Here is a 13537-nt window from a genome sequence, read left to right on the forward strand (position 1 = left end):
TCTCTCGTGTTCGCTGGTACCTGTGTTGAGGTGAGCGGATGCCGGTGGCCAGAGCCACCGGCATCCGCTCCTGTGAGGGTGCTACTCAGACGGCCAGGAGGCGTCGATCGTCTTCAGCACCTCTTCGGTGGACTTGCCGTTGATCCAGTCGACCATCCCCGTCCAGAACGAGCCGGCGCCCACGATGCTGGGCATCAGGTCGGAGGCGTCGAACCGGAACGTGGTGCTCGGGTCCTGCAGGATCGTGATCGCTTCCTGCAGGATCGGGCTGGAGGCGTTGGCCGGGTCGAGGCCCTTGTTGGCGCTCAGCACGCCGCCCAGGGCGACGCGGCTGTTGGCCCAGTCGGCGCTCGAGAGGTACTCCTGCACCTTGATGGTGTCGGCGTCGTTGGAGAATGCGCCAACGATCTCGCCACCACCGGTCACGGCGTTGCCGCCAGCCTCAACAGAGGGGGTGATGAAGGCCCAGATGTCGGCGTCGGGGCCCACCGTGGCGTTGCCGTTCTTCGGGTCTTGCAGGAAGCCGTCGAAGAAGCTGGCCTGGTGGGTCATCGCGCAGGTTCCGTCGCCCATGACACGGGCGACATCGCCGAACGGGGTGGCGTTGATCGTGCGCACGTCGCCGTAGCCGGCGTTGACGTAGTCCGGGTTGAGCAGGATCTCACCGAGCGAGTCGAATGCGTCCGAGATCGCCGGGTCGGTGAACGGGATCTCGTGGCTGACCCACTTGTCGTAGGTCTCCGGTCCGGACTGGCGCAGCACGATGTCTTCGATCCAGTCGGTTCCGGGCCAGCCCGTTGCGGCGTCGGAGCCGAACCCAGCGCACCACGGCGGCTTGCCCGTTGCCGTCTGGATGGTCTTGGTGAGCGTCATCATCTCGTCCCAGGTGGTGGGAACCTCGACGCCCCACTCGGCGAACTGTGCCGGCGAGTACCAGACGAAGCCCTTGAGGCTGGCCATCAGCGGAGCCCCGAAGAGAGTGCCGTCCACGCTGGCGTAACCGGCCCAGTCCTCCGACCAGCCGTCCTTGACGTTCGTGGCGACGCCATCCGGCGCGAGCTGGATGTAGTCACGCGAGACCATGTCCGAGAAGAGCCCTGGCTGCGGGAAGATGGCGAGGTCCGGGGCGTTGCCGCCCTGCGCACGAATGGCGATCTGGGTCTCGAACTCCTTGCTGCCCTCGTACTGGATGTCAATGTTGTTGGCCTTCTCCCAGTCGGCCCACGACTGCTCCAGAAGCTCGGCCTCGGTGTCGACGATCGTGCCGTAGATCGTCACAACGCCATCCGCCTCGCCCGCGTCGCCTGGCCCGGCCGGGGCGCTGCCCCCACCGCCCGAATCAGACGCGCACCCTGAGAGCAGAAGCCCCAGGGCCGCGAGGGCTGCCACCGGCAGAAGTACCCGGCGAGAATTCTTCAACTGCATGATTCCTCCTCATTGAGTGCGTGAGAGCGCTCCCACGTCGGCCAGTCAAGCGAGTGTGCGCAGGATGCGCAAGGCCGACGAGGGGATCGTCACGACAACGTTAAGCAGTGAGTGCCGCTCAACTCAATGATTCCGGAGCGCGGCGGTGCCGCTGACAGTCGAATCGTTATCCGGCTCGGCGGCCCCATCCGGGCGCCAGAGCGCGGTGCGAAGGCGCGCTAGGCGTCGCCGAGGCTGATGGCCTGCGCCTCCTCGAGCGGGGATTCCTGCAGGCCGTCGGCCGCGCGCAGCCAGCGTCGGCCGAGGATCACGATGGCCACGGAGACGAGCACGGCGAGCGCCCCGGCCACGAACGGCGCCGAGGGGGAGAGTGCCTCGGCCAGCAGCGTCGCGACGGGCGGCGCGACCGCGCCGCCGAGGAAGCGCACGCCGGAGTAGGCGCTGGAGGCGACGGAACGGGGCAGGTCGGTGGCCTCCATGACGCACTCGGTGAGCACCGTGTTGAGGATGCCGAGCAGCATTCCGCCGACCACGACGCCGACGATCACGGCCGCGAGCGAGTGCACGAACAGGGCCATGGCGAGCAGGTCGAGGGCCAGGAGCGGCATCACCAGCCAGAGCACCCGGGTGCGCGGCATCCGCCTGGTGAGGATCGGCGCGACCCAGACCGAGGTGATCGCGACCGAGACGCCCCAGCCGAAGAAGACCAGGCCGAGGCTGATGGCGTCACCGACGCCGAGCGGCACGAGCGCGAACGGGGTGTAGGCGAGCAGCACGAAGAAGGCGAAGTTGTAGAACACGGCGGCGGCCGCGAGGATGCCGAGTGCCGGCCGGGCGAGGGCCCGGAACGGCGCGGAGAGGCGCGTCGGGGCCGGCCGGGCGGCGCCGTCGACCGCGCCGGGCTTCAGCAGCACGAGGATCGCGATGAACCCGACGGCCATGAGCGCCGCCGTGCCGAAGAACGGCCCGCGCCAGCTGATGCTGCCGAGCAGGCCGCCGAGCAGCGGGCCGATGGCGAGGCCGAGGCCGAGGGCGGCCTCGTAGAGGATGATCGCCGCGGAGGTGCCGCCGGACGCCGCGCCGACGATGGTCGCCAGCGCGGTCGAGATGAACAGCGCGTTGCCGAGGCCCCAACCGGCGCGGAAGCCGATGATGGTCTCGATGTCGCCGGCGAGGCCGGCCGCCAGCGCGAAGACCACGATGAGGGCGAGACCCGCCAGCAGCGTCTTCTTCGGGCCGATCCTGCTCGAGATCCAGCTCGTGAAGAACATCGCGACCCCGGTGATCACCAGGTAGCTGGTGAAGAGCATGACCGTCTCGGTGGGCGTTGCGCTGAGCTCATCGGCGATGGCCGGCAGGATCGGGTCGACCAGGCCGATGCCCATGAACGCGACGACGCTGGCGAAGGCGACAGCCCACACCGCCTTCGGCTGGTGCAGGATGCTGCTGCGGGCTTCGAGAACGTCTGTCATCTCATGCTTCTTTCGTTGTCGCGATGGGCGCATCGAGGCGCTGCTGCACAATGCCGACGGCACGGGCGATCGCAGCGATCTCGTCGGGGTCGAGCCCCTCGAACTGCGGCAGGATCGCGGCGATGAGCTCGGTCCGCCAGGCCTCCAGCGCGGCCTCGCCGCTCTCGGTCGCGGCCAGCAGCGTGGCCCGGGCATCCGCCGGGTCGGCAACCCGCTGCACCCAGCCGCGCTCCACCAGGGTGTGCACCAGCTTGGTCATGGTGGGCTGCGCCACTCGGCTGAGCGCGGCGAGCCCGCCCAGGCGCACGGGTCCGGCGTGCCGGAGCGCGCTCAGGGTGCGCCACACGGCCGGGGATTCGGTGCCGTCGGTGAGTTGCGCCGCCATGCGCGTGAGCTTGTTGCTCACCACGATGAGTTCGCCGAGAACCGCGGGAAGCTGATCGACCGAGTGTGCCATCCTCCCATTTTACATAGCTTGACTATGCAAAAGACCGCTCCCGCCATTTCTCGGTGGAAGTGGGCACCGCCCGCACCCCCGAAGTGGGCCTGAGCCCCGTCAGTATGATGGCGACATGACAGGCGTGCCACACAGCGAGGGGGAATCGGCTCGCGTCACTCGGATTCTGCGCGAGGAGATCATCGGAGGCGCGCGGGGGCCGGGCTCGCGCCTGGTCGAACGCGAGATCGCCGCGGCCCTCGGCGTCAGTCGTGTGCCGGTGCGTGAGGCGCTGCGCGTCCTGCTTGCGGAGGGCCTCGTCTCGCCGCGGCCGAACAGCTGGATGACGGTGCGCCAGTTCTCCGAACGCGACATCGAGGAGCTCTTCGAGATGCGTGCCGCGATCGACTCCCTCGCGTTCGCCCTCGCCGCCCGCAACGCGAGCGCGAGCGAGCTCGCGCGGCTCGCCCTGGCTTTGTCAGACGAATCGAAGTCCGCGGCGAATGGCGACGCGGCCGCCTCGCGGGCCGGATCCGCGGCCTTCCACGAGATTGTGATTGAGATCTCGGGCAACTCGCTGCTCGCCGAGATCTGGCGAACCCTGAGTGGGCGGATGCGCTGGCTGCTCGGCCAGCACGACCACCCCATCGAGATGCACGAGGAACACGCGCGGCTGTACGCCGCACTCGCCAGCCACGACGAGGAGGCCGCGGCCGCGCTCGCACTGGCACACCTGGAGACGAGCCGACGCGCTTTCGAACGCCACCTTGCGCTCGAGCCGGACGACGCGGCTCAGGCCTGAGCCCGCGCGGCCCCACGCCGGCGCCCGCCGCCAGTCGGCGGCCGGGCCCCTGGCCCCGTTAGACCGTCGCCATCTCGCGCGCCGCGACGTCGGGGAAGAAGCAGGCGGCGGAGTGCGCGGTGTCGGTGCTGAGAGCGGGGCTCTCGGCGGCGCACCGATCGCGCGGGATCGGGCAGCGCGTGCGGAAGGTGCAGCCGCTCGGCGGGTTGGCCGCGTCCGGCGGCTCCCCGGCGAGTGCGTGCTTCGTGCGCGCGGCGCCCGGCCGGGCAACCGGCGCGGAGGCCAGCAGCGAGCGGGTGTACGGGTGGCGGGGAGCGGTGAAGAGATCGTTCTTCGGGCCGCGCTCGACGATCCGCCCGAGGTACATCACCGCGACCTCGTCCGCGATGTGGCGCACGACGGCGAGGTCGTGCGAGACGAAGAGGTAGGCGAGCTGCAGCTCGTTCTGCAGCTCGGCGAGCAGGTTGAGAATCTGCGCCTGGATCGAGACGTCGAGCGCGGAGACGGGCTCGTCGAGCACCAGCACCTCGGGCTTGAGCGCGAGGGCGCGGGCGATGCCGACCCGCTGGCGCTGGCCGCCGGAGAACTCCGAGGGCTTGCGCTGTGCCATCTCGGCGCTCACGCCGACGCGGTCGAGCAGCTCCGCGACGGCCTTCGCGTCGTAGCGCCCGGCGATCCTGAGCGGCTCTGCGACAATCTCGTGCACCGTCATCCGCGGGTCGAGGGCGGAGTACGGGTCTTGGAAGACCATCTGCATCTGCGTGCCGAGACGCTTGCGCTCGGAGCGGCTGCTGGCGGTGATGTCCTTCCCGAACACCTCGATCGAGCCGCGGGTCACGGGCGTGAGGCCGAACAGCGAGCGGATGAGCGTCGACTTTCCGCAACCGGACTCCCCGACGAGCCCCAGCGTCTGACCGCGCTTCAACTCGAGGCTCACGCCGTCGACGGCCTTCACGACGCGACCGGAGCCGAACCGGCCCGCGCGACCGAAATGCACGGCGAGGTCCTTGACCTCGACGACGAACTCGCTCATACCTTCTCCTCGATCGTGGCGGATGACGGCCGGATCCCGATCTCGATCGGGATCGGCCCGCTCGCGAAGTGGCAGGCGGAACGCACGCCGTTGTCGCGATCGGTGAGCATCGGGCGCACCTCGCTGCAGCTGGCCCGACCCCGCGCAACCTCGCAGCGCGGCTCGAAGGCACAGCCGTTCGGGCGGTTGCGGGGCGACGGCGGATTGCCGGGGATCGCGTACGCCCGCTCGCTGTCTTCACGCAGCAGGCTGGCCAGCAGCCCTTGGGTATAGGGGTGTGTTGGTCGCTCGAACACCTCGACAACGTCGCCGGACTCGACGATGCGGCCGCTGTACATGATGAGCATGCGCGAGGCGTTCTCCGCGGCGAGCCCCAGGTCGTGCGTGATCAGCACGAGGGCGGATCCGAGCTCCTCCCTGGCCGCCTCGAGCGTGCTCATGACCTGCGCCTGAATCGTCACGTCGAGCGCGGTCGTCGGCTCGTCGGCGATCAGCAGATCCGGGTCGTTGGCCATCGCCATCGCGATGATGGCGCGCTGCCGCATCCCGCCGGACCACTGGTGCGGGTAGGCCCGCGCCCGCGTCTCCGGCTGCGGCACCCCGACTCTGCGCAGCAGGGCGTGCACCCGCGCGAGCGCCTGCTTCCGGTCGACCTTGTTGTGCAGGCGCACGGCCTCGGCCAGCTGGTTGCCCACACGGCGGAGCGGGTTGAGCGATGTCATCGGGTCTTGGAAGATCATGCCGATCTCCTTGCCGCGGATGGCGCGCATGGCGCGATCACGCAGGCCGAGGAGCTCGCGGCCGCGCCACTGGATCGAGCCCCGCGTGACGCGCAGGCCGACGGGGAGCAGCCCCATCACGGCGAGCATCGTGAGGCTCTTGCCCGATCCGGACTCACCGACGATGCAGAGCACCTCCCCGGTCCGCACCTCGAAGGACACACCGTCGACGAGTGTGACCTCGCCGCTCGGCGTGTCTGTGACGATCACCAGATCGGTGACCCGGAGCAGGACGGGCTCGGAATCGGGCAGAGACTGCGTCGGCGCAATAGCCATCTCAGCGCACCTTTCGAAGGGGAAGGGATCCCTCTGCCGTGAACTTCTGGCTGAGGAATTGGATGCCGACGACGACGAGGAAGATCGCGAGACCGGGAAGCACGGCCGGCCACGGGTCGATTCGAAGCGTCTTCTGCCCCTCGAGGATGAGGCCGCCCCACGTGGGCGACGGTGGCTGGACGCCGAGCCCGAGGTAGTCGAGGCCGGCCTGGATCAGCATGACGACTCCGATATCCGTGACGGCCAGGATCAGCATCTGCGGCACGACGTGCGGAAGGATGTGCTTGCGAATCGTCCATCCGGCGCCGGCGCCGAGCATCTGCGGCGCGAGCACGAAGTCTCGGTCGCGGAGCGACATCGCGGTCGCCCGCGCCACCCTCGCGTACCCCATCCAGAAGGTGCAGCCGAGCACGATCACCATGAGGAGCGCGCTCGGGCCCACGATCGAGGCGATCGCGATGAGCAGCAGGACGACCGGCATCGCCAGGTTCACCTCGCTGACCAGGGTGATGAAGCTGTCCATCCAGCCGCCGAAGAAGCCGGCACACAGCCCCATCGTGACCCCGAGGACCAGGTTGATCGCGACGATTGCGAGCGCGATCAGCATGGTCGTGCGGCCTCCCTCGGCCAACCGGCTCAGGGAGTCACGCCCGATGGCGTCCGTCCCGAGCGGATGGGCCGGGTCGGCGAACGGGAGCAGCCGGGCCCGCGAGAGATCCTGCGCGAGCGGGTCAAAGCCGGGAAGCAGCGGCACGATGAGAACGAACAGCAGCATGCTTGCGATGAGGGCCACACCCACGAAGGGGAGCACGGAACCGCGGGTGCGGGTGCGGGCGCGCCGCCGTCCGGCACGCGGGGTCTCGACCGCCATGGCGATGGTAACGGTGGGAATCACGAGGGCCTCACACGGGGATCGATGACCGAATAGAGCACGTCGACTGCGATGTTGACGATGACGAAGATCATGGCGACGACGAGGAGCCCGGCTTGGACGACGGCGAAGTCGCGCTGGCTCACCGCCGTGATGAGCACTTCGCCCAGGCCGGGCCAGGCGAACACCTGCTCGACGATGACGGCGCCGCCCAGCAGGCCGGCGAGGTTCAGCCCGGCGACAGTGAGCACGGGCAGCAAGGCGTTCGGCAGCATCTCGGTCACGACGACGGCGGGGTGGCTCTTGCCGCGGGCGTACGCCGTGCGGACGTATTCCTGCCCAGCCTGTTCGCTGAGACTGGAATCGAGCAGGCGCACGTAGAGCACGAACTGCGCGGTCGCGATCGTCGCAACGGGCAGGACGAACGAGGACGGCCCCGTGTAGCCGAGGCTCGGCAGCGCCCCGAGGCCGACCGAGAAGATGAGCACGAGCAGCACACCGAAGAAGAAGTCGGGGATGGACTGCCGCATCGATCCGCCCCAGATGAAGAGCGAGCGCAGCAGTGTGCTTCCGCGGATGTGGATTGCCAGCGCGGCGATCAGAGCGAGCGCGAGGCCGACCGCGAAGGCCGTCAACGCGAGCGTCATCGTCGCGGGCAGGCGCTCGGCGATCAGCGTGATCGCCGGCACCCCGGGGTTGCGGTACGAGTTCCCGAAGTCGCCGCTGAGCACCCCGGTGGCGAAGTCGAGGTACTGCTCGAGGAGGGGGCGGTTGAACCCGAGCGTCTCGTTCAGGTCGTGGATCTGTTGCTCGGTCGCGCCCTCGGTGAGCATGAGAGCCGCGGGCTTCCCGCTCGCCCGCCCGAGCACGAATGCGATCGTGAGGACGCAGAACACGGTCAGGGCCGCTTGGAGCAGCCGCCGCGCCACATATTTGGTCATGAGGAGTCCGGACTTCCTGGAGTGGGGGTGGGTGAGGGCTCCCCCGGCCGCAGCCCGGGGAGCCCAATTCCGCTACTGCGTGAGCGCGACGTCGCTCGCCCGGAAGATGCCGTCGGCGGCGGGCTTCCAGCTCAGCGAGGGATTGACAGCGAAGTTGTTCGACGGGCTGAACAGCGGCACGTGCGAGACCACTTCGGCGTTCCGCTGCCAGATCTCCTCGAACACGGAGGCGCGCTCCGACTCGGCGGCTGACTGCTGCTTGAGGTAGAGCTCGGCGAAGGCGGGGTCCCGCGCGTAGTCCTCCGGGCCACCGGCCAGCAGCTGGCTGACGACGACATCGCCATCCATGCTCGAGGGCGACCAGTAGCTCAGGTAGAGCCCGCTGATCTGGTGGTTCGCGATGGCCAGGCTCTGGCTCGCCTGCTCGGCGCCGACCAGCTTGATGTTCAGGCCGGCGGTCGTGAGGTAGCCCTCGATCGCCTGGGCGATCTCGACACTCATGGCGAGGCCCCCGACCGTGGCGTAGTTGAGCGTGATCTCCTCGCCGTCGTAGCCGGCCTTCTTGAGCAGGGCCTTCGCCTCGGCGGCGTCGTAGGCGGGAACGGGGAAGTCCGCGACGTGACCGGTGACGCCTTCCGCGACGAGCTGTCCGGTCGCCTCGCCGTAGCCGCCGAGCAGCTGCTTGATCAGCGCTTCGCGGTCGATTGCCACCGAGATCGCCTGACGCACCAGCTCGTTGCTGAGCGCTCCCGCCGTGGTGTTCACTCCCAGGAAGATGACCTGGTTCGACGGGGCGGCGATGACGGATGCCTGGGTCGAGCCCTCGAGCACGGGAACCTGGTTCGGCGGGATCACCGCGGCATCCAGGGTGCCGGACTCGACACCCGTGACCCGAGCGTCCTCTGCTCCGACGAAAGCGAACGTGACGCTGTCGAGGGCCGCTGGCTCACCCCAGTAGCCGTCGAACCGCTCGACGACGTAGTTCACGCCGTGGTTCCAGGAGACGAAGGAGAACGGGCCGGTTCCGACGGGGCTGTCGACGAACTTCTCGAGCTCGACGGAGTAGACCGCCTCGGGAACGATGCCGATCGTCGCGACCTGGTTGAGCCAGGCACTGAACGGGTTGTTGAGGGTGAAGCGCACAACGCCGGGCTCCACCTCCTCGATGCTCTTCACCATCGCGACCGCTGGCCGGTTGGTGGAGGTGTCCGAGCCGAGAATCGTCTCGTACGTGTAGATGACGTCTGCGGCGGTCAGCTCCTCGCCGTTGTGGAACTGCACCCCCGTGCGGATCGTGAAGTCCCACACGCTGAGGTCGTCGTTGTGCTCCCAGGACTCGGCCAGGCCCGGCTCGATCTCGCCGCTCGCCGTGATGCGCGTGAGCCCGTCGTAGATCGCGTAGTACATGTTCCACGCCGCGATCGAGCGGGTCATGATCGGGTCTGTGTTGCTCGGCTCGGCCGCCATGGCGAGGGTGACGTCGCCGCCGGCCTCAGCGCCGTCGTTGCCCCCGCCCGCGTCGGCGGCCGTGGGCATGCAGCCCGACAGCAGGCCGGCGGTCAGCAGCGCAGCGGCCAACGCGCCTATGGTCTTGAACTTCATTGTTTCCTCCATTGGAACTGCGTGCATGGGATGTCGAATCCACACGGAACCTGTCCGACCCCGACTCGGTAGTTTGGTATACCAAAACTACTTCCTCGTCATCTTGAACGATCGCTCGCCCCCTGTCAAGAGAATTGGGGGATCGAAGTTCCGGAGAGCAGGACGCCCATTTGCGGCCGCCCGGCAACCTCGACCTCGTAGCGCTCCAGGGTCTCCAGATCGACGATCGTGAGGCCGTCCCACGGCCCACGGCTGGTCGAGCCGCCCATCATGATCGCCTTGCTGCGCCCATCCGCCGGGCTCAGCCACTCGATCACGTTCTCGTGCCCCTTCTCGAGCGGGAGCACGGTCTCCCGATCATTCGCGAGGTCGCGGATCGTCAGGCTGGGGCCGCACGTCGCTCCCCCGACGGCCCCGACCCCGACGACGAGCAGCCGGCCGTCGACGGTGAGCCCGACGCCGTGCTGGTGGGTGTCGCCGGTCATCTCCCGGGTCTCGTACTCCTGCGTCGCGGGGTCGAAGATGACGAGCCCCTTGCCCTGATAGGGCATGTAGAGCCGGCCGTCTGCCGACACGGCGGCGTAGTGCGGCTTCTGGTGCGAGAGCAGCCCGCCCTCGACGCCGTACGGCGCGACCACGGCCCGCACCACTTCGTGATCGGCCAGGCGAATCGTGTGCACGGTGAAGGAGTCGTGGTCGATCGTGTAGACCTCGTGCCCGCTCGGGGAGATCTGCACGTCGAACGGGCGGAGGCCGACGTCGAGCGACCGCACGAAGGCGCCGCTGGCCGTGTCGAACACCTCAACGGAGGACTCCCGGCCCTCGCGGCTCACCCCGACGTACACGGTCAGCCCGTCCGGGGTCACGACGACCCCTGTGCCGCCCGGGCGCTCCTCGCCGTACTCGAAACGCTCGGCCTGGTCGAGGAACGGGACGAGCGCAATGCGGACGCGCCCGTCGAGGTCCACCACCGCGAGGCCCTCTGCCGTCGAGACGTATGCGCGGGCACTCGGCTCGTGGACCGCGACCGCCCAGGGGGCGATCCCGACCTCGATCCTGGCGACGACGCCCACGCCACCCTCGCTCGGGTCCACGAGGGCGAGCCCGTTCGACCACCCCTCGGTCACGGCCAAAATCGCGCCATCGCGCCCAACGGTACTCGTCGCCTGCTTGGTCACAACCATCTCCAGTTCGTCATCGAATGTGTTGGAGCCCACCGCGAGCGGAGCTCTGATGGCGACGGTAGCAGATTTGGTATACAGAAATTCGCCTATGACGTTTCTGCGGGCTGCCGGAGAAGGCGAATGCCCCGACTGGCGTGTCGGGGCATTCCTAGTGGGTGGACTACCGGATCCAGGTGGCTGACTGCGCCAGGTGGCTCCGGTACATATCCGGCGGGTGGCTCTCGGCCAGGCTTCCGTCACCGGAGAGGTATGCCTCGGCGAGGAGTCCGCCGAGCGCTGCGGCGAATGCTCGCCAGGTGGTGTTTCGTGTATTCACGGGGTGGTGCTTTCTGTGTGCGCGTCCACCACGATGTGGGTGCAGAGCACAGCCGCGCGGGCTCGCCGAGGCGAGCGGGCGCGTCAGATTGGACGCGGGGTTGCCGACACTGCCGAGTGGCAGGGCGGATGCCTCAGGCATCCATCGACGGCTCCTCACGCGTCGTGCACCGGGCCGCGAGAACGCGACCCAGAGAAACGCAAAAGGGCGCCGCCCCGTTTCGGGGGCGACGCCCTCGGAACGCGGAATACCTGGGTAATGAGGTCAGAGACCTCGTACTGGCAGGAGACCGCGTCCGAAATTGCGGGAGCGTGACTCGATGGAGTTCGAAAACTCCGCGAGACGGCGCGTCACGCAGCAGTTTGTGCCCGGCGAGCCGGGCGCAAATTACTTGAGGGTGACGGTTGCGCCGGCCTCTTCGAGGGCAGCCTTTGCCTTCTCGGCGGTCTCCTTGTTGGCGCCTTCGAGGACAGCCTTGGGGGCGCCATCGACGACAGCCTTGGCCTCGCCAAGGCCGAGCGAGGTGAGCTCGCGGACGGTCTTGATGACCTGGATCTTCTTGTCGCCAGCAGCCTCGAGGATGACGTCGAAGGAGTCCTTCTCCTCAACCTCTTCAGCAGCAGCGCCAGCGCCACCGGCAGCAGCGACGGGAGCGGCCGCGGTGACCTCGAACTTCTCTTCGAACGCCTTCACGAACTCGCTGAGCTCGACAAGCGTCAGGCCGGAAAACTGCTCGAGCAGTTCGTCAGTGGTGAGCTTCGCCATGATGTATCTCCTAAATTTCTTGGTGTTGTGGAACGAGAACGTCGGGCGCTTACGCGGCCGAGGTCTCCAGCTTTTCGCGAAGCGCGTCGATGGTGGCGGCAGCCTTGCCCATCGTCGCCTTCATCATTCCCGCTGCCTTCGCAAGCAGAACCTCGCGGCTCTCGAGCGAGGCGTACTTGTTGACCTCGTCGGCGTTGAGGGCCTTGCCCTCGAAGACGCCGGCCTTGATCACAAGATTCGGGTTTACCTTGGCGAAGTCACGGACTGCCTTGGCAGCGGCGACGAAGTCGCCGTGCACGAAGGCGACGGCGGACGGGCCGACGAGGTCGGCATCCAGCGTCGTGATCCCCGCGTTGTTCGCGGCGATCTTGGTCAGCGTGTTCTTCACCACGGCGTAGTTCGCGTCCTGACGGATGTTGCCGCGCAGCTGCTTGAGCTGGGCAACCGTCAGGCCGCGGTATTCGGTCAGCAGAACGGCGGTCGAGGTCTCGAACAGGTTCGTGAGCTCGGCAACCGTGGCTTCCTTGTTCGCCATGGCCTACTCCTATATGTCTACGTCACACACCGCGGAAGCGATGTGCACCCAGACCGCCCGGATTGGGGCAACAAAAAAGCTCCGGCGCAAGCGCACGGAGCTGGAGACAATCTCAACGATTGAAAACTACTTCACACACCTGCGCGGGCCCTTGTTCTCACAAGCCTTCGGCCACTCTGCATTTCTGCGGAGCGACAACCAGCGGTCTTTGGCTTCGTAGAGACTAACGGATGCCGCGGGCCCCCGCAAATCGGCCGACACCGCATCGTTGACCCGAAGATCCCTCAGCTTCTCCGAATAGCCCCCATACTGGGGTGGAACCCACTGCGTGCGCGCGGAGTCCTCTGCGCACCCGGGCGCACCAGCAGGCACCCAGCAGGGAGGACATCGCCATGGCAGCCGAACTCACCCCCGCACCGGAGAAGCGCCGACGGGGCCGCCCCGTTGACACGGCACTCGGCCAGCGCATCCTGAGCGTCACGCTGCAGCAGCTCTCCGCACTCGGCTACACCAAGCTCGAGATCGAGTCCGTGGCGGCCGCCGCCGCCTGCTCGAAGACCACGATCTACCGCCGCTGGGGCTCCAAGGGCCAGCTGGTGGCCGCGGCCATCGCAAGCGGGTACCAGGATGGCCCAGCCATCGACACCGGCAACCTGCTCGACGACCTCGTCGAGCACACCTCCGGCGGGCACTCCCTGCTCGCACTCGGCAATCTCCCCGCGGTGGCGTGGGCGGCCACGTTCGAGCCAGAGGTGGCCGGCGTTCTGCGGGAGAGCGTGCTGAAGGCCCAGGACACGGCGGCCGACGCCCTGATCGCGCGCGCCGTCGCGCGCGGCGAACTCCCGGCGGATGCCGACGGTCGCGCGATCCTGCACGCGGCGCTCGGACTCGGTCTCTACCGCCGGTACGTCTCAGAGGATGAGGGCCTGCCGGAGCAGACGCTGCGCCAGGTGCTGGCCGCGCTGATCGAGTCGCCGCCCCGCGTCGTCCCGGCGGGACCCTAGCCGCCGCGGCATCCGCGACCCGGGCGGTAGTTGACAACGGTCAACTAGAATTATATAGTTGACCGTTGTCAATTAGATCATGGAGCCCGATGTCAC

The 13537-nt window shown here is 68.1% G+C and carries 14 protein-coding genes; 2 read left to right on the forward strand and 12 right to left on the reverse strand.

Annotated elements, in window-relative coordinates; genetic code table 11:
• Positions 1-81 precede the first annotated feature (81 nt).
• The 3 genes from BLT62_RS17025 to BLT62_RS17035 form a co-directional block, all read right to left on the reverse strand.
• On the reverse strand, positions 82-1425 hold the full coding sequence (locus BLT62_RS17025; protein ID WP_083365136.1) for an ABC transporter substrate-binding protein: 1344 nt from the start codon (positions 1423-1425) through the stop codon (positions 82-84).
• Positions 1426-1643: 218 nt separating this feature from the next.
• Positions 1644-2897 carry an MFS transporter gene (locus tag BLT62_RS17030; RefSeq protein WP_083365137.1) on the reverse strand — a complete coding sequence of 418 codons (1254 nt, stop codon included), beginning with the start codon at positions 2895-2897 and terminating at the stop codon, positions 1644-1646.
• A gap of 1 nt (position 2898) precedes the next feature.
• Entirely contained in the window at positions 2899-3354 is a 456-nt protein-coding gene (locus BLT62_RS17035; RefSeq protein ID WP_083365138.1) for a MarR family winged helix-turn-helix transcriptional regulator, read from the reverse strand.
• Positions 3355-3469: 115 nt separating this feature from the next.
• Here BLT62_RS17035 and BLT62_RS17040 point away from each other — a divergent pair, with 115 nt between their 5' ends.
• Entirely contained in the window at positions 3470-4135 is a 666-nt protein-coding gene (locus BLT62_RS17040) for a GntR family transcriptional regulator (RefSeq protein ID WP_083365139.1), read from the forward strand.
• A gap of 58 nt (positions 4136-4193) precedes the next feature.
• On the opposite strand, the gene BLT62_RS17045 is transcribed toward BLT62_RS17040, so the two are convergent.
• From BLT62_RS17045 to rplJ, 9 genes are all read right to left on the reverse strand, one after another.
• The gene (locus BLT62_RS17045) at positions 4194-5168 is read right to left on the reverse strand and encodes an ABC transporter ATP-binding protein (protein ID WP_083365140.1); all 975 of its coding nucleotides are present in this window, start codon (positions 5166-5168) and stop codon (positions 4194-4196) included.
• Entirely contained in the window at positions 5165-6223 is a 1059-nt protein-coding gene (locus tag BLT62_RS17050; RefSeq protein ID WP_083365141.1) for an ABC transporter ATP-binding protein, read from the reverse strand. Before BLT62_RS17050 ends, BLT62_RS17045 begins: the two co-directional genes overlap by 4 nt.
• Position 6224: 1 nt before the next feature.
• Positions 6225-7118, reverse strand: a complete 894-nt coding sequence (locus BLT62_RS17055) for an ABC transporter permease (RefSeq protein ID WP_083365142.1) — start codon at positions 7116-7118, stop codon at positions 6225-6227.
• Positions 7115-8035 carry an ABC transporter permease gene (locus BLT62_RS17060; protein ID WP_083365143.1) on the reverse strand — a complete coding sequence of 307 codons (921 nt, stop codon included), beginning with the start codon at positions 8033-8035 and terminating at the stop codon, positions 7115-7117. Before BLT62_RS17060 ends, BLT62_RS17055 begins: the two co-directional genes overlap by 4 nt.
• A 72-nt stretch (positions 8036-8107) precedes the next feature.
• Positions 8108-9637 carry an ABC transporter substrate-binding protein gene (locus BLT62_RS17065; RefSeq protein ID WP_156786408.1) on the reverse strand — a complete coding sequence of 510 codons (1530 nt, stop codon included), beginning with the start codon at positions 9635-9637 and terminating at the stop codon, positions 8108-8110.
• A 125-nt stretch (positions 9638-9762) separates the two neighbouring features.
• Entirely contained in the window at positions 9763-10821 is a 1059-nt protein-coding gene (locus tag BLT62_RS17070; RefSeq protein WP_156786409.1) for a YncE family protein, read from the reverse strand.
• A gap of 160 nt (positions 10822-10981) precedes the next feature.
• Positions 10982-11137: a hypothetical protein gene (locus BLT62_RS17795; RefSeq protein ID WP_156786410.1), complete on the reverse strand. Its 156-nt coding sequence runs from the start codon at positions 11135-11137 to the stop codon at positions 10982-10984.
• A gap of 387 nt (positions 11138-11524) precedes the next feature.
• Positions 11525-11902, reverse strand: coding sequence for a 50S ribosomal protein L7/L12 (rplL, locus tag BLT62_RS17075; RefSeq protein ID WP_083365146.1), 378 nt, complete (start codon positions 11900-11902; stop codon positions 11525-11527).
• Between the two features lie 49 nt (positions 11903-11951).
• A complete protein-coding gene (gene rplJ, locus BLT62_RS17080; RefSeq protein WP_083365147.1) occupies positions 11952-12437 on the reverse strand; it encodes a 50S ribosomal protein L10 in 486 nt (161 codons plus the stop codon).
• 392 nt (positions 12438-12829) lie between these two features.
• Here rplJ and BLT62_RS17085 point away from each other — a divergent pair, with 392 nt between their 5' ends.
• Positions 12830-13441 (forward strand): TetR/AcrR family transcriptional regulator, encoded by a 612-nt coding sequence (locus BLT62_RS17085; RefSeq protein ID WP_083365148.1) that lies wholly within the window; start codon positions 12830-12832, stop codon positions 13439-13441.
• Positions 13442-13537 lie beyond the last annotated feature (96 nt).

It is taken from the genome of Microterricola viridarii (assembly GCF_900104895.1).
GTDB classification, from domain to species: Bacteria; Actinomycetota; Actinomycetes; order Actinomycetales; family Microbacteriaceae; genus Microterricola; species Microterricola viridarii.